This window comes from Pseudomonas trutticola BRTCR10 (assembly GCF_056155105.1).
On record NZ_CM149552.1, the window covers coordinates 1,097,730 to 1,120,728 of the forward strand.

24 protein-coding genes are annotated in these 22,999 nt (G+C 58.7%); 6 read left to right on the plus strand and 18 right to left on the minus strand.

All coding sequences use genetic code 11. The annotated features are described in order from the left end of the window. The first annotated feature begins 9 nt into the window (after positions 1–9). Positions 10–888 (plus strand): metal-dependent hydrolase, encoded by an 879-nt coding sequence (locus ACVVH8_RS04720; protein ID WP_475228768.1) that lies wholly within the window; start codon positions 10–12, stop codon positions 886–888. Between the two features lie 14 nt (positions 889–902). After that, complete coding sequence (locus tag ACVVH8_RS04725; RefSeq protein ID WP_475231126.1) at positions 903–1,796, plus strand: hypothetical protein; 894 nt, start codon at positions 903–905, stop codon at positions 1,794–1,796. Here the strand turns inward: ACVVH8_RS04725 and ACVVH8_RS04730 are convergent. Together ACVVH8_RS04730 and ACVVH8_RS04735 are read right to left on the minus strand one after the other, a co-directional pair. Continuing rightward, a complete protein-coding gene (locus ACVVH8_RS04730) occupies positions 1,784–2,899 on the minus strand; it encodes a hypothetical protein (RefSeq protein ID WP_213027572.1) in 1,116 nt (371 codons plus the stop codon). The genes ACVVH8_RS04725 and ACVVH8_RS04730 overlap by 13 nt on opposite strands. Further along, a complete protein-coding gene (locus ACVVH8_RS04735; RefSeq protein WP_213028743.1) occupies positions 2,893–3,552 on the minus strand; it encodes a hypothetical protein in 660 nt (219 codons plus the stop codon). The genes ACVVH8_RS04730 and ACVVH8_RS04735 overlap by 7 nt, the downstream gene beginning before the upstream one ends. 244 nt (positions 3,553–3,796) lie before the next feature. Here ACVVH8_RS04735 and ACVVH8_RS04740 point away from each other — a divergent pair, with 244 nt between their 5' ends. Continuing rightward, the gene (locus ACVVH8_RS04740; protein WP_475228770.1) at positions 3,797–5,257 is read left to right on the plus strand and encodes a fatty acid desaturase; all 1,461 of its coding nucleotides are present in this window, start codon (positions 3,797–3,799) and stop codon (positions 5,255–5,257) included. Positions 5,258–5,307: 50 nt separating this feature from the next. On the opposite strand, the gene ACVVH8_RS04745 is transcribed toward ACVVH8_RS04740, so the two are convergent. The 7 genes from ACVVH8_RS04745 to ACVVH8_RS04775 all read right to left on the minus strand — a co-directional run bounded on the left by ACVVH8_RS04745 (position 5,308) and on the right by ACVVH8_RS04775 (position 14,111). Beyond that, complete coding sequence (locus tag ACVVH8_RS04745) at positions 5,308–5,568, minus strand: PAAR domain-containing protein (RefSeq protein WP_475228773.1); 261 nt, start codon at positions 5,566–5,568, stop codon at positions 5,308–5,310. A gap of 13 nt (positions 5,569–5,581) precedes the next feature. Next, on the minus strand, positions 5,582–7,165 hold the full coding sequence (locus tag ACVVH8_RS04750) for a type VI lipase adapter Tla3 domain-containing protein (RefSeq protein ID WP_475231128.1): 1,584 nt from the start codon (positions 7,163–7,165) through the stop codon (positions 5,582–5,584). After that, entirely contained in the window at positions 7,165–9,312 is a 2,148-nt protein-coding gene (locus tag ACVVH8_RS04755; RefSeq protein ID WP_475228776.1) for a T6SS effector phospholipase Tle3 domain-containing protein, read from the minus strand. Before ACVVH8_RS04755 ends, ACVVH8_RS04750 begins: the two co-directional genes overlap by 1 nt. Before the next feature lie 74 nt (positions 9,313–9,386). Continuing rightward, entirely contained in the window at positions 9,387–10,124 is a 738-nt protein-coding gene (locus ACVVH8_RS04760) for a hypothetical protein (protein WP_475228779.1), read from the minus strand. Further along, entirely contained in the window at positions 10,121–10,735 is a 615-nt protein-coding gene (locus ACVVH8_RS04765) for a hypothetical protein (RefSeq protein WP_103303085.1), read from the minus strand. The genes ACVVH8_RS04760 and ACVVH8_RS04765 overlap by 4 nt, the downstream gene beginning before the upstream one ends. Next, positions 10,728–13,487, minus strand: coding sequence for a type VI secretion system Vgr family protein (locus tag ACVVH8_RS04770; RefSeq protein ID WP_475228782.1), 2,760 nt, complete (start codon positions 13,485–13,487; stop codon positions 10,728–10,730). Before ACVVH8_RS04770 ends, ACVVH8_RS04765 begins: the two co-directional genes overlap by 8 nt. A 108-nt stretch (positions 13,488–13,595) precedes the next feature. Continuing rightward, a complete protein-coding gene (locus ACVVH8_RS04775; protein WP_213027578.1) occupies positions 13,596–14,111 on the minus strand; it encodes an Hcp family type VI secretion system effector in 516 nt (171 codons plus the stop codon). Positions 14,112–14,822: 711 nt separating this feature from the next. On the opposite strand from ACVVH8_RS04775, the gene trxB reads away from it, so the two are divergent. Then, positions 14,823–15,785: a thioredoxin-disulfide reductase gene (gene trxB / locus ACVVH8_RS04780; RefSeq protein WP_103305131.1), complete on the plus strand. Its 963-nt coding sequence runs from the start codon at positions 14,823–14,825 to the stop codon at positions 15,783–15,785. Between the two features lie 187 nt (positions 15,786–15,972). Here trxB and ACVVH8_RS04785 read toward each other — a convergent pair whose 3' ends face one another. The 6 genes from ACVVH8_RS04785 to ACVVH8_RS04810 all read right to left on the minus strand — a co-directional run bounded on the left by ACVVH8_RS04785 (position 15,973) and on the right by ACVVH8_RS04810 (position 19,120). Then, entirely contained in the window at positions 15,973–16,311 is a 339-nt protein-coding gene (locus tag ACVVH8_RS04785) for a HopJ type III effector protein (protein ID WP_401301267.1), read from the minus strand. Further along, positions 16,304–16,600, minus strand: coding sequence for a DUF1244 domain-containing protein (locus ACVVH8_RS04790; protein ID WP_401301264.1), 297 nt, complete (start codon positions 16,598–16,600; stop codon positions 16,304–16,306). The genes ACVVH8_RS04785 and ACVVH8_RS04790 overlap by 8 nt, the downstream gene beginning before the upstream one ends. Positions 16,601–16,696: 96 nt before the next feature. Beyond that, positions 16,697–17,068: a dihydroneopterin triphosphate 2'-epimerase gene (gene folX / locus ACVVH8_RS04795; protein WP_103305134.1), complete on the minus strand. Its 372-nt coding sequence runs from the start codon at positions 17,066–17,068 to the stop codon at positions 16,697–16,699. Further along, positions 17,069–17,629 carry a GTP cyclohydrolase I FolE gene (gene folE / locus ACVVH8_RS04800; protein WP_103305135.1) on the minus strand — a complete coding sequence of 187 codons (561 nt, stop codon included), beginning with the start codon at positions 17,627–17,629 and terminating at the stop codon, positions 17,069–17,071. Between the two features lie 21 nt (positions 17,630–17,650). After that, positions 17,651–18,361 carry a dihydromonapterin reductase gene (gene folM, locus ACVVH8_RS04805; protein WP_103305136.1) on the minus strand — a complete coding sequence of 237 codons (711 nt, stop codon included), beginning with the start codon at positions 18,359–18,361 and terminating at the stop codon, positions 17,651–17,653. 183 nt (positions 18,362–18,544) lie between these two features. Then, entirely contained in the window at positions 18,545–19,120 is a 576-nt protein-coding gene (locus ACVVH8_RS04810; protein ID WP_103305137.1) for an antibiotic biosynthesis monooxygenase, read from the minus strand. A gap of 209 nt (positions 19,121–19,329) precedes the next feature. Between ACVVH8_RS04810 and ACVVH8_RS04815 the strand changes: the two genes are divergently transcribed. Continuing rightward, complete coding sequence (locus ACVVH8_RS04815; RefSeq protein WP_475231130.1) at positions 19,330–20,289, plus strand: MerR family transcriptional regulator; 960 nt, start codon at positions 19,330–19,332, stop codon at positions 20,287–20,289. Positions 20,290–20,292: 3 nt separating this feature from the next. Here the strand turns inward: ACVVH8_RS04815 and ACVVH8_RS04820 are convergent, their stop codons facing one another. After that, entirely contained in the window at positions 20,293–20,898 is a 606-nt protein-coding gene (locus ACVVH8_RS04820) for a hypothetical protein (RefSeq protein WP_103305139.1), read from the minus strand. 54 nt (positions 20,899–20,952) lie between these two features. Continuing rightward, positions 20,953–21,429, minus strand: coding sequence for a PAS domain-containing protein (locus ACVVH8_RS04825; RefSeq protein WP_315446871.1), 477 nt, complete (start codon positions 21,427–21,429; stop codon positions 20,953–20,955). Between the two features lie 154 nt (positions 21,430–21,583). Between ACVVH8_RS04825 and ACVVH8_RS04830 the strand changes: the two genes are divergently transcribed. After that, on the plus strand, positions 21,584–22,039 hold the full coding sequence (locus ACVVH8_RS04830; protein ID WP_103305141.1) for a flavodoxin: 456 nt from the start codon (positions 21,584–21,586) through the stop codon (positions 22,037–22,039). On the opposite strand, the gene ACVVH8_RS04835 is transcribed toward ACVVH8_RS04830, so the two are convergent. Then, entirely contained in the window at positions 22,029–22,916 is an 888-nt protein-coding gene (locus ACVVH8_RS04835) for a LysR family transcriptional regulator (RefSeq protein WP_213027586.1), read from the minus strand. The genes ACVVH8_RS04830 and ACVVH8_RS04835 overlap by 11 nt on opposite strands. Positions 22,917–22,999: the final 83 nt, after the last annotated feature.

Consider the following 22,999-nt stretch of genomic DNA (forward strand, 5'->3'; position numbering starts at 1 on the left):
GAAAACTTTATGTCGTATCTAAAACGCCTTTTCAGCAGACGCTCGCTGACAAAATCCGTAAGTGCAGACATCCCCCGGCGTACCCTGCGGTTTGCACTTGATGAGCAGGTTCCTCGCTATTGGTACCGTGGCTGGCCTCATGTAACACGCTTTTTCGATGGCCTGTCGATCATGTTTCCACTTGGCGAAAAACTCTTCATCGACAGTGTCGTGCACTTTCGGAAGGCGATCGACGAAGATCCGGCGCTGGCCCAGGCCGTTGACGCGTTCGTTTATCAGGAAGCGTCGCATATCCGCGAACATCGTTCGTATAACCAGCTACTCGCGGCACAAGGCGCCCCGATTGATGCGCTGGAACAACTGCTGATGCGCCGCCAGGAGGTGGGCAACAAATTTTCCCCGGTGATGCGCCTGGCCATGACGGCCAGCCTGGAACATTTCACCGCGATCCTCTCCGATCAACTCTTGCGTCATCCCGCGATCCTTGAAGGCGCCGATACCAAGATGGCCATGCTGTGGCGCTGGCATGCGATCGAAGAAACCGAACACAAGGCCGTCGCCTACGATGTGCTGGGCGTGGTAGTGAGCAATCCGCTGCGGCGATACCTGATGCGTTGCGGGGTCATGCTGATCATGACGGGCTACTTTGCCATCGATGTCCTGTATTTCATTTACCGACTGGCAAGCAATGATGGGCAGCGTCGCAACGGGCGCGAATGGCTGCGTTTGCTCGGATGGTTATTCGTCCGACCCGGCCCACTGATCCGTGTGTTTCCGAAATGGCTGGCCTGGTTCATTCCGGGGTTTCACCCCAACCATCTCGACACCCGTGAAGCGTTGGCAACGGCGCGGCAAACCCTCGACGAATACACTGGGCGCACACCATGAAAGGGCCTTCGGCGATGACCCCCGCCTGGACACCTGAGGGATTTGCCGAGTGGTCACGGCATTTTCCGGCAACCGAATTCGTCGCGCCCGACGCATTGCTGGACTGCACGGAGCAATTTATCGCTTCCTGGCCCAAGCCCACGCTCAACCTTTCCCAGGACACGTTGGTGGTACTGGTGGCCGGGCTGTTTTCCGAATGGTTGCCCGGCTGTTTTCAGGATTGCGCGCGGACGTTGCGGCGCCGGGGCTATCCGGTTTTGCGTATGCCTGTGCGTTCCTCTCGGGGCGTCATGGCGCAAGGTCGACATATCAGTCAGGTGCTGACGGCCCGACTCAGGCAGGGGCAGCGATTTGTCGTGTTGGCGCACAGCAAGGGTGGGCTTGACGCGCTCGCGGCATTGGCAGAGGACAAACGGTTGAGTCAGGCGTGTGACGGTGTGGTGCTGGTGCAACCACCGACAGGTCCGTCCACAGTCATCGATGACGTGTTGACTTGCAGCGCAGGGCAGTCGAACCTCGACTACCCGTTTGATCGCCTTCGCCGGGTGTTGGCAAAAACCCGTTGGGTGGCCGCTGGCGCACGGGATATCAGCAGTCTGCGCGACCCGCACATCAGCGACCTGCTCAAACATTTGCCCGCCGACGTGCAATGTCTGCACGTGATCAGTTGGAGCGCCGTCCCCAGTTCGCGCTTCGATACCCATCATGCTCGCCTCAATGCGCGACGACCGGGTTGGGCCCATGACGGCCAGTTTTACCTCGAACATCAACGCATCGCGGGCATGCCGCAGATCTGCCTGCCCCGGCTCGACCATGGTCAACCGGTGCTGGGCGGCGGTGGCTTTGACGCCACGCGTTTCTGGTTGACGCTATTGGATGTCCTGCACGGTTGCGCTCAGACGAGATAGATTTCAAACCCTGGGATGCGCTCGGCATCCTGCGGCGTCAACGCCGTGGCATTGCCCACACAAGGCGCCGTGTACAAGTCCATGGCTATGGACACGGCGCGATAGCGCTTCATGGCCAGCCAGAATGGGTCATGGTCATACAGGCATAGTTGCATCAACGCGTACTGACCGCGAACGCGCATCCACGTCGCGTCCAGCAGTGCCGCAAAAATCTGCGGGTCGCGTTGTCGGACGTGCAAATGGGTCAGGTAAACGTCGCGCAGCGCCTCGCCGGGCGCTGCAATGGCGGGGCGCCCCAACAGCGGCGCACAGGTGTTGAACGCGAGGCGCAGGGCCTGGTGGGTCAGCGGCAAAGTCTCAACCACCACGCGTTTGATCCGCCCGGCATCCCAGGGCGCGACGCAGCCCAGCAGGTTGTCTCGGGTGTCCAGTGCCAGCAGAAATGACGAGAGGCCGAAGTCCGGCCAAGTCTCCAGGCGCCTGGCAAACAGCGCCTCACTGAAGACGTTGCCGAAGGGCTGATCTGCCGATTCCCGGTCTAGAAACGCGCGAAGTGCGTCGGCGTGACACGGCTGCGCTTGCACGATGCGCACGTGCTCCGGCGTTCGCGGGGTGCTTCCCCAGCCACGCTGGGCATACACGGCGACGTTGCTGTAGCCCCGCCAGTGCGCCAGCCCGAGTGGATTGGCGCGCCGTCCGCCGAGCAGTGACTGGGTGGCGAGACGGTTGTCGCGGATGACACAGCAATAGGCGTGCTGCACCCCCGTTTCACCGGCCAGTGCTGCAAGACGGACTTTGACCTCGGCCATCCACGACAGCGACAGGCGTCGGTCAGGCACCAGCCGCAGGTCACCCAGATAGGCCACGGGCTGAATGTCGCCCTGAAGATAGCCCTCACGCACCACCAGGCTGGCGATGCCCTTCAGATCACCGGTTTCGTTCTCGGCCAGCCAGGTGCGATGGTCGCTGGCATGACAACGGTGCAGCGCAAAGTAGTCCGGCCCGCGATCGAAGCGCATTGGCAAACCACCCTGCATGGCCCGCTGCGCCTGAAAATCGAGCAACTGCCGATTGTCCGCCGCACTGGCCTGGCGGATCAGCATGGTTGCACGGCGGCAAACAGACGCAGCGCCAATGGCCGAAGGTTTTCGGGGTGTAATTCACATAGACAGACCAGCTCATCGCCCGACGCATAACGAGGATTCTGCTGTAGAAAATACGCGACGTTTTCCAGGCGCAGGTGAGGGGCGGGGACGTGTGCCAGCTCGGTCGTCAAGCGACCTTGTGGCACTGTGAAAGACAGCACGCCCGTTGCGGGATCATAGGCCTCGCCGAAACGATCCACTGCCAGATAATCCGCCAGTGCCTTAACCGCAGGGTCCGTCACCACGCCAGCGCGGGGGGCGTAGTTCAACGCCATGGCGGCCAGATAACGGTAGGTGCGGTGACCCTTGCAGATCAGAAACCAGTACAGCGGAACGTCAGGCTGCTCCTGCCAGATCTCACCGGCCAGGCGCATCCACGCGAAAGCCAGTTGCTGGCTGCCCCAGTGTTCGCGGTCAATGATAGTGTCGCCGGAAAAAATCACCCTGATCGATTGCCCGCACCACGTGCGCTCATAGCGTTTGAGTGTGGTGAAACCGACGATAGTCTGATCCGCGCAACGCAACACGATGCAATGAGTCTTGTCCTGCAAATCCTGATCAAATTGCGGGCGAGAGATGTCGCAGTAGGAGGCGGAATAAATCTCGAACATCCGATTGATTTCATGTGGATGCAGATCGGAGCATTCAACTGACGTTGCGCTCAAACGCATGGAGATCCTCGGCATCGCAAGCAAGATGTCTGGAGTTTGGCGAGTTGAAAGGGTCAATGCAACGTAGACTTCCTTTCGTCGCTGTCATTTTCTGAAGGTGCAAACCTTGAATAACCGAGCAGAAATCGCCGTTCATGGCGGTACGAAAAATTGAGTTTGTTCTAAACTATCAGGCGCCTTATTCATGTCATCCACGTTTGTCAGTCATCACTTTGATACTTCGATCGTGACGCGACCCTTCCTCTGGCTGGTGATCTACACCGTCGTCACTGGCGCGCTGTATTTTCTCGTCACGCACTATCCGATGGGCGCGGTGCGGGTGATTCAACCGACAGGTTTTGACGCGCACATTGCTCGACTGCCTTACACCTTGCCGCTGTACCTGAGCTATGTATTGATCATGCCGGCACTGGTGCTACTGGGGCGGCGCCGCGAATGGCTGTTGCCCGCTTTTTTTGCGGCGGCCGTGGCGTCCGGAACCTGCCTGCTGAGCCACTTGTTCTGGCCAACCATGATCGAGCGTCCGGAGAACTCGTCGCAGTGGCTCACGTGGTTCTACCAACTCGACTCACCGCTGGCCGCCTCGCCCAGTGGGCACGTGGCTTTGCCGGTGGCGATCAGCGTTGTCCTCGCTTGCCTGCGCGTCCGTACGGCCTGGCTCTTCAGTCTGTGGAGCGTGGTGCTGGGGATTACCGTGTTGACGACGGGCCAGCACGTGCTGCTCGACGTGGTGTATGGCGCTGCGATTGGCGGCTTGGCAGGCCTGTTCACCGTCATGCTCAAGCGCCTGAAAGTGGATCTGCGCAGCATGGCGGCGATCCTGCTGGAATGGCTGTGCATCATCGTCACGTTGCGCATCGCCCTGTACGTGGGGGACTGGCGCCTGTATGGCGTGGCCTTCGTGGTGATTGCCGCGCGCCAACATGCGCTGTTCATCCTGTACCACGACGCGACGCACTATCACCTGACCCGTCATCGCACGCTCAACGACTTTCTGATCAACCTGGCAATCGGTGTGCCGGGAATGGTCCCGGTGGAATTCTATCGGCCCCTGCACCTCGAACATCATCAACAGACCGGAACCGCCAATGACCCGGAGCGCCGCTTTTTGTATCACCGCCAGCCTTGGGATTTCCGTCCACTGAGCGGCAAATTGTTGCTGCGACAATTGCTCGGGGATCTGTTGTTGATCAACACGCTGCGCAATCTGCGCGCCTACAAGGCTGCGGGCGGAGCATCCCCGAAGATGACCCGGCCGGCATTGGCAGCCGGTGTGATCTGGCTGGTCCTTTTATCTTTCATCGCTTGGCAGACGTCGGCCCAGACGATCTTGTTGGTTGTTTTTTTCTGGTTGGTGCCACTGGCCACGCTGGGCACCCTGTTGCAGAAAATCCGTAGCATCGCCGAGCACAGCGGCGGGCCGGACATGACCCCCGGTTGGCGGGAGTGGACATATGCCTGGAAAGTCGGGTGCGCAGGGCGGTTTTTCATTTGGCCTTATCACATCAATCTGCACCTGCATCATCACCGCAGTGCCAACCATCCCTGGCATGTTCTCCCGCGTCTGGTTACGGCTGATGAAGCGTTGCTGGACTCACGGACGCTGCCCTCGCTGCTCTGGTCGGGGATGAACAAGAACCGTTGATCCAGCCTGCTTCCCGGGCAGCACCGCTGGCGCAAAGAGCGCCCACGTTTTCAACTTGCAGCTTCGCCCTTGGGGTTGCTGGCAATCAGGCTGGCGCCGCACGCGGTTTTCATCCCGTGAAGCGCCACTGCGATGCCGCCGACATCCAACAGGGCGCTGCCCTGCGTGATCGGGAAAACCCCTTTGCACAGTGGGCAAACCACCTTATGACCAACACCGGACATGGGTTTGCCGTTCAGGTCCGACTGGTTGAAAGCTTCAAGAACGGTGCCACCATGACTGGTGGAGTCGCCGAGCCGAATGATGTCCATGGCAGCAGGCCTCCTAGAGATCGTCCATCCAGTTGGTTTTCGGTTTCTGGTCGGCGAGGAATTCTTCCAGCGTGTGATCCTGTTCAATGACATGCATTTTTGGCGCCGAATGGGCATTCGGTGCGGCTGGCGGCTCCTCGGTGCTCGCGGTCTGTGGCATCAGGTTGACGCCGAAATGATCATTGCCTGAAGGCTTTTTGCCGGGCGTTGGCGAGGTCACGGCAATGATCGTTGCCTGGTCAGGGCGGCGCATCGGAATGACCACGCTGGTGTCCGCGTTCAGATAACTGGCCATCGTTGCCAGGGTGAGGCCGACAAACGGAGACGCCGAGCCAGTGTCGCCCAAGCGCTGGGTCAAATCGTAGCTCTCGCGCGAATCGAGCAGGTCTAGCGGACTGTGCGCGGCGGTGAGCGCTGGCAGCAGTTCAGCCAGAGGTGTGGTGTTCAAGCCACCATCAAAGAAAACTCGAGCCGGTTTTTGAGGGAGCCCGTCAGTAGCGCTTTTCCAGCCTGCGGCCAGTTTGACGGTCAAGGCTTCGCGCTTGAGGCGTTCTCCGTTGTCAGGCCGTAGCAGCGACACGGTGACTGGTCGATGCAGTTTGGCCAGCACGGGCAGCGCGTCCCATTGCTCGAAAGCGCGTTGAGTCCATGGTTGAGGAATGAACTCCGACGGTTGGAACTCCACAGTTGGTTTACGTGCGCCCCAACCGGAGAATTCCGGGTCGATCTTGTTCTCGTTCACCTTCGCGAACTGGGCGTAATAACGCAGCCATTCCACGCGCTCGGGACGGCCGACGACCAAGGCGACCATTGAGTCGGTGAGTTCGCCGGGTTGTCGTGGCCCGGTGCCGAGGCCGATGGGTTTATTACCTTTCGTGCTCAACGCCAAGGCCATGTTGAAGCCTTCATTGGCGTAGACCAGCAGTGCCGGCAAATCTGGATTGTGCTCGAAGGTCTGGAACAACGTCTCCAGTAAATCTTCGGGGGTATCACTGCAGACAATTCCGTCCTGCATATTACGAATGCGATGCCAGTGCAACCCGGCGGGGCCGCGCAGGTCATTGACCATCACCGACAGGCTTTTCCGGGTTCTTTCAGGCGTAAAGCGCAGATTCGGTGTATCGGGTTTCCAGCCACGAACCACGGTCACGGTCGGAATGGGCCATTTCTCCAGGAAATCGCGCAAGCCCAACTCCAAGGCATCTGCCTCCCTCTTCTCAGAGGCGGCATCCTTGTCATCGGCGGTTACCGGGTACTTCTTCGGGTCCATGGGCAGGATGCTGCCGACGTGCAGGGCTTCGGATTGTTTGGCATTTTGTTCTTGCAGGGTTTGCCAGGCCTGGCCTTGGCGGTAAACGTCAAGGCTCATTCCGATGCTGAGCACATCGAGTGTTTCCAGGCGAGGCGAAGTGGCAGGGGCGCGGTAACGAGTATCAGCAGGCATGGCGGCGGCCTCCTTGGCCGAAGTATAGGAAGCCACGGGCGAAGCCGGGCTGACAAAGCAACGGCTAGCCGTCAATAAATGTTCAGCCGATTGAGCCAGATGGCTGGTCAGCAGAAGGCTGGTGAAAGACAGGTACGTAAATAGCTCGCGCATCAAGGGACACCGCCAAAACGAATGGGCTCGCCATTCTTTAGTTCAGTTCGCGTCTGCGTGGCCACCAATGCGGGCATTTGATCCTTCACAGCGTCAGGCAGCTTGCCACTCTTTCGATAGATCACCGTGGCGTCGATCAGTGGTTTGTTTTCATCCTGAAGATAAAGCGCCTCCACATCATCATCCGGTCCGTCACTCTGTAATTCCGCGTCAGCCTGGGCCCTGCCTTTGGCGCGGGTGCTCCCACAATCCAGCCGCCAATCCGCAACACGACACAGATACGCATAAAAGGTCGCATCATCAACGCTCTCACCTGCACCAATTGCCACGTCATAGGCCAGCACTTGTCGGCTATGTTCAGGGTTGTTGGGAATGGATGAGTGAAAGGACTGAGCTTCCGAGTACTCCTCGCCTTGGAGACGTAGCCGCGCCTCATAAGGCGTTTCCCCGCGAGTGATCAGAACCATGCCATTGCCTTGAGACCGAGCGGCAAACACATGAGCCCACTGCGAGGCGTCCTTGCCCTTGTTGCGGGCCTCTTCAACGCTCTTGATGTCTTGTCCATATTGGAAAGCCAAGGCCTCTTCCATGGTCTCCTGACGGCTGCGGCGTGGGTTTTCTGGCTCCCAGCCTCCATTGGCCACGCCGATCGAAGCATCGACAGGATCCAGTTTGTCCTTGACCTGGTACACCCCGCTTTTTGATTGCTCTCCAGGGGCGGTGACGACGCCGTCGTTAGCAAAGTTCACGTCACCCGGTACCGGTAATTGAGGTGCGGTCAATACCACGCTGGCGCCCTTGTCCAGGCTACCATTGGGTATCCGGTCCATGAAGCCCAGTCCGGTGTCTTCCCATGGTTGCTCACTGTCCTGGCGCAATAGGTAGACGTAAGGAGGCACATGTTTACCGACGGGTTCTTTTTCGCCTTTACGTTTGCGCAGGGTAAATACCCGTTGATGGAAACGTTGCGGAAGGATCTTGCGCGCGGGCTGGCCATCGACCTCCTCGCCGATACCCTGCCAACCGATACCCTGGACGTTCTTCAGGCCCACAACCTGATCCTGAGGGGTGAAATAGAGAAAAGTGCAGCCGCGGTTGTCACGTTCATTGAAGGTGATTTTTTCTCCACGGATCGTGGTTTGACATGCTGATGTACCCGTCCAGCCAGGTCCGCCAATCGCGCCGTAGCCCTGTTTGTTTTTCAGGGCTACGCCCGATAGAGCTGGCACCGGATTAGGGCTGCCCGCGATGAATTGCAAGATGCCGTTGAGCGTAGCGATGCGTGCGCCGGTCGTTTGCTGACCGCCCAATTTCTGGACTTTATCCATATTGGGCTGAAACAGGCTGTAGGGTGAGTTGAGCATGACCACGCCATCGGCGGGTCTGGCACCGTCTTCTTTGAGGAAAGCATGGGCCAACAGCGTGAGCAGCGTGCCCTGACTGTGGCCAACCACGTTGATCGTATCGTTCGGATGACGTTTGTGAATGATCTTGATCAACATGGCCAGGCGCATGGCAGCCAGCACCATGTAGCGCCGACCGGCGGCTGAAAACAACGGGTGGGTCATGGTGCCGCCGATTTTGTTCAGCGAGATGAAGCCGAGCAGCATGCCGTTGAAACCCTTGCCCCACATATCCGGCAGGTTGGTGGTGGCGTTGGCGAACTGGCCGCCTTCCTTGGTACCGGCCTTGTCCAGGCGGTTGCCGTCTCGATCCAGCCACTGACCGTGCTTCTCGTCTTTCTGAATGAACGCCTCTTCCTCGCGAAACCCCCAATAGAATGGCACTACCACACTGCGCGGCTGGCATCCCTCGCTAGTGGTTCCTGACTTGCGACGAAAGTACACGGCGTCAGGGTTAATGGCCTTGCCGTCATCATCGTCGGGCACACTGTAGCTGGCCGGCAACAGGTATCCCGGGTTGTTCGCGCCGTTGGGGAAGGTACGTGGCATATCGAGGCGTTCGTTCAACCCCGCGCACAGCCCCTGCTCAATACGTGCGTAGCAACCCGCCAGGTCGTTGACGCCGTGCACGAGGATCGTCACACAGGGCTTCGGTGGTGGTGGAATCAGGTGGATATCGCCACCGCTGGGCATGGTGATCGATTGGCTGGAAGCGATCTTTTTCGGCTGGGTAGGATCAGTCATCGCCCATTTCCTCCTTGAAAATTCCATTGGTCTGCGCGTGGGGGCAAGGTCATGACGGATTTGTCCGCTGGCGCCTATCGGCGCTGCGCCTCAAAAACGAAGGGATCGCCCTGATTCGGGAAGTGCAACAGGTACTGCACCACCGGTTTTTTTGCTTGGGGTACCCGGTAATCCACTTGCAGCCCGGTCGGATTGTTTTCCAGCTCTGCCCCAAGGTATGCGTTTTCCGGATAGCTGAACTGATTGCCGGGCGCCTTGCGAATGGCCGAGCAAGATGAGAAAAGTCGCGGTAACGCGTAGAGATGCTGGTCGTGTACCAGCAACACCAGGGGATAGCGACTACCGTAGCCACTGCTGACGTAATGCAACTCCAGGCACGTTGAGGCGCCTTGGCGCCAAGCCGTGGCGGTCGCCACGTTTTCCGGATCGATGGGGTCACCGACGGGCCATTGCGGCGAGGCGAGGTTGACCGCCTCGCGCAGCGGCCAACGTTGTTTGCCGACCGTCAGGGCCTCTCCGTCAAAGACAATGACGGGTGTGCCTTTGGGCGGGTCGAGCTTCAGTTCGTCGGGCGCGCTCCACTGCGCATCCTCAAAACGTTCAAATGCCGGGCGCATGGCGTTGACCCACAGGCAATGCCTTGGCGATTCAGAGCAAGGCCTGGCCAGCTCGCTGCCGTCTCCGGCGAACAGGTTGTCGCCCAGCGACCGATAGAACGCACGGTAATCGGTGAACTGTACCGGGGCGGCCTGCGCCAGAAAGGGCAGGCCCGCAACGAGAAACAGGCTCAGACAACGGGTGAGTTTGCTCATCGATATTCCTTGGCGCCGGTTGCCTTGATGTACTCCGGATTGGTGGTCCAGAAGATCGTTTTGCCGATGGCGGCAGTGGACCGGTATACGTGGTTATAACGCCCCCGCTCGCGGACATTGACCATGGTGTTGGTCTTTTTGTTGAGCTGCTTCCAGTAGGTGATTTTTTCCGGCTTCGAGACTTGCGCAACACCGAAAATGTTGTGCGAGGGGGAGCCGTAGTGGAACCCGTCCGAGTGTCGGGGGTTGGTCGAATCCTTGATATCGATGCCATCCCACCAGTAAGCACCATTGGAGGGATCATTGCCGCGCTGGGCGAGAGCATCCCGCGCACTCTCCACTGCCGAGCGCATGTTCGGATCTGCATTGATGTCCGCTTCCGAAGCCGCCATGAGTTGGTTGTAACGCTCATTCTTGCCCCGCGCTGCAACGATATAACTGTCCCCGGTCTCCTTGAGCAGGCTGGCGACGTCGGCCAGCCCCCACGCGCGCATACGGTTGGTCACCGTAAAGCAAATGCCGCGGACTTCCTGCGGATTGTTGTCCGTCGAGGCTTCGCCATATCCGATGGCCGCGAGTTTGCGCACCTGTGGCGTGATGAGATCAGGCATTTTGTGTCTCCTTTACCGGCCACGACTCCAGCTCCAGCTCCATGTCAGCAGGGAAGTCAGGCGTGCGATCACCGGATCCCTCGGCCACGACTTCCCCGGCGAACATCACCTTGAAGTGGTGTGGTGCGGGACCACCCTGGTCATCCTTGAATTCAAAAAACTGCACAACTTCCTCCGCCTCGTCAGCAGCACCAGCACCGGCCGCACTGGCGGCTGCCCCTGCGCCTCCTCCCGCCGCGCCTGCCGCTGCGGGGGCGGGCGGCTTGAGCATGGCGACGTTGGCAATGCTCATCACATCTTTCTGCAGCAACTGTGTGGCGCCCTGAGCATCCGTCACGCCTTCGACCACTTCGCCATCGGACAGGGTTATTTTGTACGGCATGTTGGGCATCGCCGACGTCCCGTCGATCTGCTTGAGCATGAAGCGTCGCTGGGTATCGCCGACTTTGAATTTCGGCAGTTCGGCTTCCAGGCTGGTCGCACCGAGCAGGCTGTGCTTGGCCGCTTTGACGATCAGGTTGCCGGGCATGCCCAGTTCGATATTGCCGCCCTTGAGGGTGATGTAGGCCCCGCCACACATCAGGGTGATGTGCTCTTTGGCCGACACCAGCACATGCTGGTTGCTCGCGCTGACTTCCACACTCTGATCCGCCTCCAGGCGGATGTTGTTTTTCTGCGCCTGCAACAGCATTGGGCCCTGGTGGGTGATCTGGCGCATTTCGCCGCTGTGGGCAAACATCCCCAGGTCGCTCCCGGCATTGAGCACAAACTTCTGCCCCGAGGTCTGTTGCTGATTCTGTTGGGCAATGGTGTCGATATGCTCACCCGCTGCCACCGTGATGCTCTTGGGGGATGCCGCCGCAATGCCGGCTTCACCGCTCATGGCAATCGCCGGATTGCCACCGTTGGTCTTGCCCGACTCGTCGTTCGCGCCGTTGCCCAGGTCGCGAACCGCATCGCTGAGGGTTTTCTGCGGTGCCTTGTCATGGCCGACACCCTGGTTGTCCTGGGCGTAGTCCCCCAAGTCCTTGGCCAGTTTCAACGCCGCTTCCAGTACCTGTATGACCGAGCCGCGATTGAGGTGGCCGCCGCTGGCGTTCATTTGCTCCTCGGTACTGAGCAGCAGACCTTTGGCCGCCCGCAGCGCGCCGTGTTCGTCGGTGCGCAACTCGAAACCTTCGCCGCGCGGCTCACCACCGCTTGGCCGCGGATGCGTCAGGTAACCCAGATGCAATGCGGTGCTGCCGTGATCACTCATCAAGGCGGCACTGATCTGCTTGGTAGTGTCGTCAATGCGCAGTTCGTTGGCCCGAGTGCCCTTGTATTCCTTGCTTTTGATGGTACTGAGAATCTTGTGATCGGGCAGTTGGTAAGGCGGCATGTTCGTTGCCCGGTACGTGCGACCGGTAATGATCGGCTGATCGCAGTCGCCGTCCAGGTAATCGACGATGACCTCCTGGCCGATGCGCGGGATCGCCATATGGCCCCAGTCCGCGCCCGCCCAGTTCTGCGCCACGCGCACCCAGCAGGAGCTGAATTCGTTGTTCTTGCCTTCCCGGTCCCATGGGAACTGGACTTTTACCCGACCAAATTCATCCGTGTAGATCTCTTCCCCGTCCGGCCCGGTCACCGTCGCAATTTGCGGCCCGTCGACAATCGGTTTGGGCATCGGCGGGGTGCGCCATTCGGTTTCTTCGCAAACGATCTCTGCGACAAAGTCATAACTCACGCCGACATCGGCACCGGCGGACTCTTCTTCTTGACTGGCGTGCTGGATGCCCTTGTGAGTGATCCTCAGCGAGCGCCACCAGCGATTGAAATCTTCTCGGGGGTGGCCGGTGAGCTGGAAAGAGAAACCCGGGATCAGGCGCGGATCGTCGCCTTCGACAACGGCGATCCGCGCGTCGCCACGGTGCCCCAGCAAGCGATTCTGGGTGAAGGGTTTACCGGCAGCGGTGGCCTTGTAGCGGCCCGGATAGTCATAGCGTTCGTAGTTAGGCGTTTGATGTTGCAAATCATCGCCGGCGAAGTTCTGCTGCTGGTCGAAGGTCGGGCGCTTGAAGGTGTAGTCGCGTTGGGTCTGCTCGGCCGTGCGGACGTTCTCGGTGTAACTGAACGCATAGAGGACGGGTTGCGTGGCATCCGCTGCAGGTTCAGTGGTGTAGAGCACCGGAGCGCCTTGAATACGCTCCTGCACATAGAGTTTGTCGCCCTGGATCAGCGTGTGAGTGCTTTCATTGCATTTGAAGAAATAGAACAAGCCTTCTTCACTGGACAGCCGATCGAACAGGTACAAGTCGGTGTCGCCGACCTGCGTACAGTATTCGCGCGGCAAATGTTCGCTGTTGATGTGTTGCTGATAGTCGAGGATGCCGTGCTCGCTCAACACGGACTTGATGATGTCCGGCACGTTTTTCTGCTGAAAAATACGCCAGTTGGAACTCAGGGCGAGGCGAGCGAGTTGTGGTTCGACAACGGCGCGATAACGCGTGCGGCGAAAGCCGGTTTTGCCTTGTGTGAAGCTGGACACCAGCCCGTGGACATGGCGCACGACCGTGCCGCCCTGCCAGATCGTGAGTAGTGAGGGCTGATCGAGAACCTTGCCGAAATCGATGTTCGGGTTGTGGCTGGCCAACTCGATGCTGAGTCGAAAAGGTTCACAAACGGCTTCCTCCAGCGTGAACTCTACGACCTCGAACTCCATCTGCCCTGACAACACGGAAAACGTGAACTTCAAATCCCTTTGACGCATTGAACTGTTCCTTGGTCAGGTGAGAAAGAGAGTCCGCACATCAACTCTGCAAGACATCCATCACATCGACCAGCAGAGCTGGCCGATGTGTGAAGCGATCAGCCGTAATTAAACGACTGGAGCACGCCAGTCATCGGAACCCGAAGTACCGGATACTTCGTGGGTCCAGGTGATTTTGCGGTAGGTGAACTGCACTTCTTCCAGGTGGGTGAAGTGCGAGTTGCCTGGGTCTTGGCAGTTGTGCATTTTGTTGTTGATGGCGACGATGATCGCGTCTTCCAGTTTGGTGGTGTAGTAGTGCTCTTGGGTACCTTGAGCCGAAGTACGGAACCACTGGATAACGATCTCGCTCATGCGCTCGCCCGAGGTCAGAGCGGCTTGCAGCAGAGGCGAAGCCTTGTCGTAGACCTTGGTGATCACAACTGGCTTGTGTACGCGCTGACCGGTTGGCTGACCGGATTGCGGGTCACGCGGGATGATCACGTCGTGGCTGAAAGCCTGAACCATGACCTGGTCTTCGTGGCCCTCTTGAAAAGTGTTGCCAACCGAGTCGGCGGTAAAAGCGCCGGCAGTGATCAGACCTTGTTTTTCGCCAGTGACCGACATGTACGCTGGTGTTGCCATGGGAATGCTCTCCTTGCTCGAAGTGACACGTTAAACAAGCACTATTGCCTGTCCGTGTAAGTTCTGAGATATCAACTTTCGTGCCAGTGATTCGATAGTCATTTCGGATCAGAGATTTAAGTGAATTACCTCATCCGTGCAGGTTAGTTGGACAAGCAGAAACCGCGAAAAGTGCGCAAGAAGTTGCGCAGTACTGCGCAACTTCTTGCGCACTTGGCTACAGCCCTTTGGCTGTAAGGTCTGTAGCGGTTTCAGGGGGTGTTTTATTATGAGCAGTTGCGCAACTTCTTGCGCATCATGGCTATATAGTGGCTATTAAAATTACAGGGAAATTCAGGTACTAAAATCTGCAAGTTTTTCCCTTTAAGAGAAGTGGTTTTTTGTGGTGTTCGAGTTATCTCCAGCAACCGATTTTTGCCGAGAGCTGCCAACGCTAAACGTAGCAGTCGGCAGAAAACAGGCGCCGGTGTGGATGAGTGATCCAGATCGTCGGACGTCCAGCTCGTCAGTACGTCGGCATAGAGACGACCTATGAGCTGGATTGTTAAACCGTATTTCCTTAATCTTGCCCCCCTCGATACGCTGCACCCAACTTTTTACAGGACTGTCGAGCTCACGCCTTCCCCAAGGTTATCCACAGTCCTTTTTTATTCCCGCCGGCAGTCCGGCGTTCCGCGCCAGTTTATTCGGCCCGGTCAACAGGAGCAGGTCATGTCTGAAGTCCGTCATTCGCGAGTGATTATTCTGGGTTCCGGCCCTGCCGGTTACAGCGCTGCGGTGTATGCCGCGCGTGCCAACCTCAAGCCGCTGCTGATCACCGGCATGCAGGCTGGTGGTCAACTGACCACCACCACCGAAGTCGACAACTGGCCGGGTGACGTCCATGGCCTGACCGGTCCTGCGCTGATGGAGCGGATGCGCGAGCACGCCGAGCGCTTTGAAACCGAGATCGTTTTCGATCACATCAATGCCGTGGATTTCGCCGCCAAGCCGTACACCCTGACCGGCGACAGCGCGACCTACACCTGCGACGCCCTGATCATCGCCACCGGCGCCAGCGCTCGCTACCTGGGGCTGCCGTCGGAAGAAGCGTTCATGGGCAAAGGCGTTTCCGCTTGCGCAACCTGCGACGGTTTCTTCTACCGCAACAAGCCAGTGGCTGTGGTCGGCGGCGGCAACACCGCGGTTGAAGAAGCGCTGTACCTGGCCAACATCGCCAGCACCGTGACCCTGATCCACCGTCGCGAAACCTTCCGCGCCGAGAAGATCCTGATCGACAAGCTCAACGCCCGTGTGGCCGAAGGCAAGATCATCCTCAAGTTGAACGCCAACCTCGACGAAGTGTTGGGCGACAACATGGGCGTGACCGGTGCGCGCCTGAAGAACAACGACGGCAGCTTCGACGAAATCACCGTCGACGGCGTGTTCATCGCCATCGGCCACACCCCGAACACTTCGCTGTTCGAAGGCCAGCTGACCCTGAAAGACGGTTATCTGGTGGTGCAGGGCGGCCGTGACGGCAACGCCACCGCGACCAGCGTCGAAGGCATTTTCGCCGCCGGCGACGTGGCTGACCACGTTTACCGCCAGGCCATCACCTCGGCCGGCGCCGGCTGCATGGCGGCACTGGATACCGAGCGTTACCTGGACGGTCTGCAGAACGCTTCGTTCTAAGATCGCAGGCATAAAAAAACCGGCCAGATTGGCCGGTTTTTTTATGCCCGAGTTTCAGGTTCAACACAGTTCCAATGTGGGAGCGAGCCTGCTCGCGAATGCGGTGTTTCAGTCGACATCAATGTCGAATGTCAGTCCGTATTCGCGAGCAGGCTCGCTCCCACAGGAATTGGGTTTGCAGCTGAAGTTAGCGGCGGGTCAGCGGTTGTCCGGTGAATTTCACGCCGGCCAGGCCGTGCTTGATCAACGCACGAATGTTACCGTGATCGCTGCCCTCAGGCGTCGCCACTACCGAACGGTAATGTTCGCCAAATGCCAGCAGCGCTTCTTCATCGCTCAGGCCTTCCAGCAACGCCAGACCCAGGGTCTTGCACGAACCTTCGTTCTGCCCGGCCGCGTTTTCCACGCCACCGTTATTGAATGCCTGAGGCTGATAGTCGTAACCGGCGGCGATGAACGCGAGCGTGTCGGCGAAGGCATGCTCGCCGCTCTTCAGGCTGGCGCGCAGGGTGTTCAGGTCACTCATGGGTTTTTCCTTTGGCAAACGCCGCTTGCTGATCGGCGCTGGCTTCTTGCTGATATTGGGCTTTCCACTCGGCGTACGGCATGCCGTAAACCACTTCGCGAGCGTCGTCGAGGCTGACCTCGATCTTGCGCTCGTCGGCTTCGGCCTTGTACCACTTCGACAGGCAGTTGCGGCAGAACCCGGCGAGGTTCATCAGGTCGATGTTCTGCACGTCCTTGCGGCTGTCCAGGTGGGCGACCAGCCGGCGGAAGGCGGCGGCTTCGAGTTCGAGGCGTTGTTGCTCGGTCATGGGAGTCTCTGCGAGACAGCTTCAAGCGACGAGCTTCAAGCTGCAAGATGGGTGGCGGTGATAGGAAGTTTACAGCTTGCCGCTTGAAGCTTGAAGCTAGCGGCTCGCTGCAAGCGTTATTGACACCGATTCGGCAAACCGCAGCGCATGCGGCTTGTCGACTTCGACCTCGGCGTACAGCACCGAGCCGTTGCTCATCACCAGATCGAGCAATTCCTGAGTCAGCCTTTCGAGCAGCGCGAAACGGTTGCCCTCAACGTGAGCGATGATCGCTTTGGTGATGGTGCGGTAATTCAGCGCGTGGTCGATGTCGTTGTCACGCACCGCTTCCTGCGCGGCATACAGAATGGTCAGGTTGATCAACACATCCTGCTTGTTGAGGATCTCGTCCTCGTTGATCCCGATAAAGGTGCGCAAGCGCAGATCCTTGACCCGGATGCGCGCCATTCCCGGTTGAAGTTGTGACATTTACTTGCTCCGTCCAATCAATTGCAGGAACTCCTGGCGGGTGTTGCTCGACTCGCGAAAGGCGCCAAGCATGACCGAGGTGTTCATGGTCGAATTCTGTTTCTCGACACCGCGCATCATCATGCACATGTGCCGGGCCTCGATGACCACCGCGACGCCGGCGGCATCGGTGACCTGTTGCACCGCATCGGCAATCTGCCGGGTAAGGTTTTCCTGAATCTGCAGGCGCCGGGCGAACATGTCCACCAGTCGCGCGATCTTCGACAGCCCCAGCACCTTGCCCGTCGGAATATAAGCCACATGGGCCTTGCCGATGAAGGGCAGCAGGTGATGTTCGCACAACGAGTACAACTCGATGTCGGCGACGATGATCATCTCGTCGCTGTCCGAGGCAAACAGCGCGCCATTGACGATTTCATCGACGCTCTGTTCGTAACCGTGACACAGGTACTGCATTGCCTTTGCCGCGCGCGTCGGCGTGTCGAGCAAACCTTCGCGGTCGGGGTTTTCACCGAGGCCGATGAGGATTTCGCGGTAATTCTCGGGCAGGGAGCGGGTCATGGAACATCCTCGCGGGCGGCGTTATTTGACGTGCCTTCCGCCGTTGACGGTCAGGGTCGTACCGGTGACATACGGGTTGTCGAGCAGATAGCGCAGGCTCTGGTAGATCACTTCGCTGCCGGGCTCGATGCCCAGCGCGGATTTGGCCAGCGCCTTGGCACGGTACGCCGCGTCGTCGTCGGGGTTGAACAATAACAGGGCGGGCGCGATGCCGTTGACCTTGATCGCCGGGGCATAGCGGGCGGCAAAAGACAGGGTCAGGCTGTCGAGCCCCGCTTTGCTGGCGCAATAGCCGATGTGCTTGCTGCTGCCTTTGCGGGTGACATCGTCACTGATATGGATGATGTCTGCGGGCGTCGATTGCCTGAGCAAGTCGGCGCAATGCAGGTTGATCAGATAGGGCGCGAGCATGTGGAGGTTGAACATCCGGCTGAACGCTTCGGCTTCGCTGTCCGGGGTTTCCGCCAGCCATTCGGAGGCGTTGTGCACGATTGCCCGCAGGCTGTCGGTGTGGGTTTGCAGTTCGGTGATGAAGGCGAGAATCCCGGCTTCGCTGGAGAAGTCCGCGAACAGCCCAATGGCGCCCAGACCCCGCAGCGTTTGTACGCCGGGACGTTCGCTGCGGTAAGTGAAAATGACGCGGTGGCCGTCTTCGAGCAAACGCTGCGCGCAGTGCAGACCGACACGCTGGCCGGCACCGGTGATGAGGATCGGGGCGGAAGTTGGGCTCATGAACGGCTCGCGTCGCGGTGGGAGCAAAAACTATAACAGCGACACGGGTTGCTCTCCTATTGCAGAACGGGTGTGGTGTCGTGTGCTTATGTGGGAGCGAGCTTGCTCGCGAATGCGATGTGCCATTCAACATTATTGCGACAGACACACTGCTTTCGCGAGCAAGCTCGCTCCCACAGCAAATTAATGGTTTTGAGAGACCGGTTCCGCAGGCAGCGGCCGCACCGGCGTGCTGTTCAGCCAGTTAGCCAGCAATCGCGTCGACAGCGGAATAAAGAAATAAACCATCAGCGGCGTCAGGCATGCCGTGCTGATCAACACGCGCGGCAACAGACTCATTTCAGCCAGCAGCGGGCCAAGGACAAAGTTGAACAGCAGCGACACCGGGAAGAACGCCAGCCAGATCGCCACAGCCTGTTTCCAGCGCGGCGGACGCTGACCGATGACGTTGGCGCCGAACCAGCCTTCAATGCCACTGACGCGGTGCTCCTTCGGATGGGCAAACAGATCGGAACCGCGATCCAGCCAGGCGGTACGCGAGGCCGAGTGCTCCCACGCATGCAAGGTCTGCTCATCGACAAAACGGAAAATGATTTGAAACTCGTTATCGCCGGGCGGTGGCGCGAGTACACCGGAGCCGAGATATCCGGGAAAGTCGGTAGCCAGTTGTTCGCCTTCACGTAGCCAGGCGATCAGATCCTGATAGCGGCCATCGGCGACGCGACGCGCAACCATCAGCGTGACGGGGGAAGTAGACATTGTGTATCTCCGTATCTCGATTGCGTCACTCCGGGTAGGAGCTTCGCCTGACGCAGGCCGGGGTGGGGGCCTGCGTTTTTTAGCAAGCAAGGATTATTCCCGATTTTGATGATTAAACCAGTGACTTTCGTCGCATATGATCGCTTGAACCTAAATAGGGCATCGAGAGTAGAATGGGATCCAAAATCCACAAGGACGTAGATCGCACAGTGCCTGTCATGACGGACATAAGCCCTGCTTCGCAGGCATCTGTTGCGCTCGAGCGCGAAGATTTGTTTCCCATACGTGAAGTCTCACGGCTGACTGGCGTCAACCCGGTCACGCTACGTGCGTGGGAGCGACGTTATGGTTTGATTCAGCCAACACGCACCGAAAGTGGGCATCGGTTGTATTCAATGACCGAAATCGAGCGCGTTCGCAATATCGTCGAGTGGATCGATCGGGGTGTGGCGGTCAGCAAGGTCGGCAAGATCCTGGCGAAGACCGAGCCATTGAAAGTATTGGCGCACTTTATTCCCGATGATCTGGTGCAGGCCGATTACCAGCAATGGCAGCTTCAGGTGCAGCGGGCGGTGAGCGCTTTCGACGATGCCGAACTGGACCGGGTCTACGGTCAGATCTTTTCCTCGTACGCGTTGCCCGTGGTGTTTCAGGACATTCTGATGCCGCTGTGGCGGCAACTGCTGCAGCGTAAGGATGCTTTCGGGCAAACCAGTGAATGGCTGTTTCTCGACGGTTATCTGCGCACGCGGGCGTTGCAGAGAATCATCGCACTGCGTGGCGCGCAACCGCGCAAGATCATCGTCAGCGCCCTGGCTGGCCAGTGCCGGGAACTGGAGCTGCTGGTCGCGGCGCTGTTTCTCAGCAGCAGTGATTCGGGTGTGCGGGTGTTGACCAGCGGACAACCGTTCGATGAACTGACCCTGGTGTGCGAAAAGATTAAGCCGCACGCTTTGGTGCTGTTTTCCAATCACGCCCCCGCTCCGGAATTGCCGCGGCGCTTGAACCGGTTGGCCTTGAGTTTGGATTGTCAGTTGTTGCTGGCGGGGGATGCCTCCGACCTTGCGCAGGAGAGCCTGGCGGGAACGTCGATCGGATGCATTGGCAACGAAGGGGCAACGATGCGTCAGCGTCTGAAACAGATGCTGGCGGGCAAGCTCGACACCTGAAAATCAGGTGTGCAGGGCAGGGTGCGTCAAGCGATGTTGTTGCAGGATGAACTGGCGCAAACGCTCAGTTTCATCCGCATCGGTCTGGCTGAGTTCGTAAGCGTAGAAACCGCTTTCGGTTTCCCGCTCGAAATTCCCGCGTAGCGAAATTCGCTCATAACCGGAAGGGCTGAACCACAGCGCGAAATGTTTGGGCGGCTTGGTCTTGTTGCGCATTTCCAGCAGCACGCCTTTATGCGAAACCTCGTGCACCCACATTGTGCCCGGTTGGCCCTTGGCGTTTTCCAGTGCAACGGGTTCTTCGAGTGTCAGTCGCCACGGGCGCACCATCGGGCCATCTTCGTAAATGCTCGGTACGCCGAGGCGCAAATGCAGCGCATGAAACTCGTCTTCCACCAGGTGCAGCGGAAAGGTCATTTGCTGATTTTCGAAGTTGGCCTGAATGGTGACTTGCTCGTGAGCGGCCAGGCGCGTGAGCAAGTCACGGATCTGCGAACCACCATTAACCAGCAGACTCGACGTCGCATCCCGCACGTTCAATTGCGGGTTGTGCTGCATGGTCTGGATAAAATCCAGCTCATCCTGGGTCAGGAGGGCGTCGCGTTGCATGGTTGGCTCGTAAGAAGTAGTTACAAAGTCATTGGTGATTGTAGTTAATGACAATTAATTCGCTGTTTTGTTTGCGCCGTTCGTCGCTTTCAATGCCGCGAGCTCGTTTTGCAGGGCGGCGACTTGTGCTTCCAGTTGCGCAACCCGCTGCTGAGCCTTGACCTGAACCGTCACATCCTTTTGCACGCCGACGAAATAAGTCTGCCCGTCATCGGCGTTTTTCACCGTCGACAGCGACAGCTCATTCCAGAACGGGGTGCCGTCCTTGCGATAGTTGCGCAGGATTTCCCGACATGAGCCGCCATCGCGCAGCGTGTCGCGAATCAGCGTCAGATTTTCCTGATCACGGTCTCCAGACTGCAGAAAACGGCAGTCCTGATAAAGAATTTCCTCACTGGTGTAACCGGTCAGACGTTCGAAAGCCGGGTTGACGTAAATCAGAATGTTGTCCTGTTCACCTTCCTTCTCGGCAACCACGATCCCGTCATTCGACGCGTTGATCACCATTTGCAGCAGACTGGCGTTGATCATCCTTGAATCCTTTCAGCGTTGTCAGTGGCAGGCATTCTAAAAGATCGGTAAAGGCTGTCTATAGGCCATCAGCGCTGATTGCGAGGCAATCGCAACTTCACCGCCCGGGGCTGTTACTATCGCCGCTCTTTTTTTCAGTTTCAGGATCAGATTGATGAAAGTCGCCATCCTCTCCGGTTCGGTCTACGGCGCAGCCGAAGATGTCGCCCGCCATGCCCAGAACCTGCTGAAAGACGCTGGCTTTGAAACGTTCTACAACTCGCGCGCCAATCTGGCCGACATCCAGTCTTTCGGCCCGGAAGCCTTTCTGGCAGTGACCTCGACCACCGGCATGGGCGAGTTGCCGGACAACCTGCAACCGCTGTACTCGGCCATTCGTGATCAGTTGCCGGCAGCCTGGCGTGGTTTGCCGGGCGCGGTGATTGCCTTGGGCGACGCGAGCTACGGCGATACCTTTTGCGGCGGCGGTGAGCAAATGCGTGAGCTGTTCGCCGAACTTGGCCTGCGTGAGGTTCAGGAAATGCTGCGCATCGACGCCAGCGAAAGCGTGACGCCGGATACCGACGCAGAACCTTGGCTGGCCGAACTTGTCAGCGTACTCAAGGGCTGATGCCGCGCTCGCGCAACAGTGCCAGCCAGGCCTGCGCCGCTTTCGACAGATAGGCGCCCCGACGCCAGATAAACGCAATGTCCCAGCGCAGGTAATCCGGCGCTCGCAAGGTCAGGCGTACCACGCCTGGCCGCACCAGACCGCGCGCCACCACGCTGGGTAACAACACCACGCCTTGCCCGGCCGCCACCAGTGCCGCGAGAAAGTCTGCCTGACCGCTACGCCCGCCTTCCTTCGGTGTAAAACCCATCTGCTGACAAGCCTGCAGCAAGCGGTCATTGAGCACGAAACTGCGCTGATACAGCAGGAACGGCGTATCGGCCAACTCCTCCAGCCCAATCTCCCCACGATCTGCCAATGGATGATCCACCGGCAGCAGGGCGTCGAGTTTCTCATCACAAAACGGCTGGCAGTCGAACTGCGGATCCTTCGGCAACAAGCTGCCCCCAAGCTCGAGTTCGCCACTCAGCACCGCTTGCTCGATGTTGCGGCTGCCGCCCTCCAGCAACTGAATGCTGATGTTCGGATAGCGCCGTCGATACTCGGCAAACAGCCCGGCAAACAGCGCATCGCTGCCCAACAGGGGCAGGCCGAGGCGCAACTCGCCACGGGCCAAATGACTGAGATCGTCCAGCTCACTGAGCAACTCGTTGCGTAATCGCAACATACCTTCGGCCCTTTGCAGCACCACGCTGCCGGCGGCGGTCAGGCGCAGCTGTGAGCCAAGCCGTTCGAGCAGGGGCGTGCCGAGGCTCTGCTCCAGTTGTGCGACTTGTTTGCTTACCGCCGACTGGCTGATGTGCAAGGTTTTCGCCGCTTGGGTAAAGCCGCCCTGATGCATGACTTCGACAAAACTGCGCAGCTGTTTGAATTCCATGATCTGATTCCATTTTGGAATGGCTGTGAGTCTAACAATTCGCTTCTGGGATGGTAGGTCGATTCGTAAACTAGGCGCCTGTA

Coding starts and splice junctions, on each gene's coding strand:
- ACVVH8_RS04720 (WP_475228768.1), top strand. CDS start 10: ATGTCGTATCTAAAACGCCTTTTCAGCAGACGCTCGCTGACAAAATCC.
- ACVVH8_RS04725 (WP_475231126.1), top strand. CDS start 903: ATGACCCCCGCCTGGACACCTGAGGGATTTGCCGAGTGGTCACGGCAT.
- ACVVH8_RS04730 (WP_213027572.1), bottom strand. CDS start 2,899: ATGCTGATCCGCCAGGCCAGTGCGGCGGACAATCGGCAGTTGCTCGAT.
- ACVVH8_RS04735 (WP_213028743.1), bottom strand. CDS start 3,552: ATGTTCGAGATTTATTCCGCCTCCTACTGCGACATCTCTCGCCCGCAA.
- ACVVH8_RS04740 (WP_475228770.1), top strand. CDS start 3,797: ATGTCATCCACGTTTGTCAGTCATCACTTTGATACTTCGATCGTGACG.
- ACVVH8_RS04745 (WP_475228773.1), bottom strand. CDS start 5,568: ATGGACATCATTCGGCTCGGCGACTCCACCAGTCATGGTGGCACCGTT.
- ACVVH8_RS04750 (WP_475231128.1), bottom strand. CDS start 7,165: ATGCGCGAGCTATTTACGTACCTGTCTTTCACCAGCCTTCTGCTGACC.
- ACVVH8_RS04755 (WP_475228776.1), bottom strand. CDS start 9,312: ATGACTGATCCTACCCAGCCGAAAAAGATCGCTTCCAGCCAATCGATC.
- ACVVH8_RS04760 (WP_475228779.1), bottom strand. CDS start 10,124: ATGAGCAAACTCACCCGTTGTCTGAGCCTGTTTCTCGTTGCGGGCCTG.
- ACVVH8_RS04765 (WP_103303085.1), bottom strand. CDS start 10,735: ATGCCTGATCTCATCACGCCACAGGTGCGCAAACTCGCGGCCATCGGA.
- ACVVH8_RS04770 (WP_475228782.1), bottom strand. CDS start 13,487: ATGCGTCAAAGGGATTTGAAGTTCACGTTTTCCGTGTTGTCAGGGCAG.
- ACVVH8_RS04775 (WP_213027578.1), bottom strand. CDS start 14,111: ATGGCAACACCAGCGTACATGTCGGTCACTGGCGAAAAACAAGGTCTG.
- trxB (WP_103305131.1), top strand. CDS start 14,823: ATGTCTGAAGTCCGTCATTCGCGAGTGATTATTCTGGGTTCCGGCCCT.
- ACVVH8_RS04785 (WP_401301267.1), bottom strand. CDS start 16,311: ATGAGTGACCTGAACACCCTGCGCGCCAGCCTGAAGAGCGGCGAGCAT.
- ACVVH8_RS04790 (WP_401301264.1), bottom strand. CDS start 16,600: ATGACCGAGCAACAACGCCTCGAACTCGAAGCCGCCGCCTTCCGCCGG.
- folX (WP_103305134.1), bottom strand. CDS start 17,068: ATGTCACAACTTCAACCGGGAATGGCGCGCATCCGGGTCAAGGATCTG.
- folE (WP_103305135.1), bottom strand. CDS start 17,629: ATGACCCGCTCCCTGCCCGAGAATTACCGCGAAATCCTCATCGGCCTC.
- folM (WP_103305136.1), bottom strand. CDS start 18,361: ATGAGCCCAACTTCCGCCCCGATCCTCATCACCGGTGCCGGCCAGCGT.
- ACVVH8_RS04810 (WP_103305137.1), bottom strand. CDS start 19,120: ATGTCTACTTCCCCCGTCACGCTGATGGTTGCGCGTCGCGTCGCCGAT.
- ACVVH8_RS04820 (WP_103305139.1), bottom strand. CDS start 20,898: ATGCAACGCGACGCCCTCCTGACCCAGGATGAGCTGGATTTTATCCAG.
- ACVVH8_RS04825 (WP_315446871.1), bottom strand. CDS start 21,429: ATGATCAACGCCAGTCTGCTGCAAATGGTGATCAACGCGTCGAATGAC.
- ACVVH8_RS04830 (WP_103305141.1), top strand. CDS start 21,584: ATGAAAGTCGCCATCCTCTCCGGTTCGGTCTACGGCGCAGCCGAAGAT.
- ACVVH8_RS04835 (WP_213027586.1), bottom strand. CDS start 22,916: ATGGAATTCAAACAGCTGCGCAGTTTTGTCGAAGTCATGCATCAGGGC.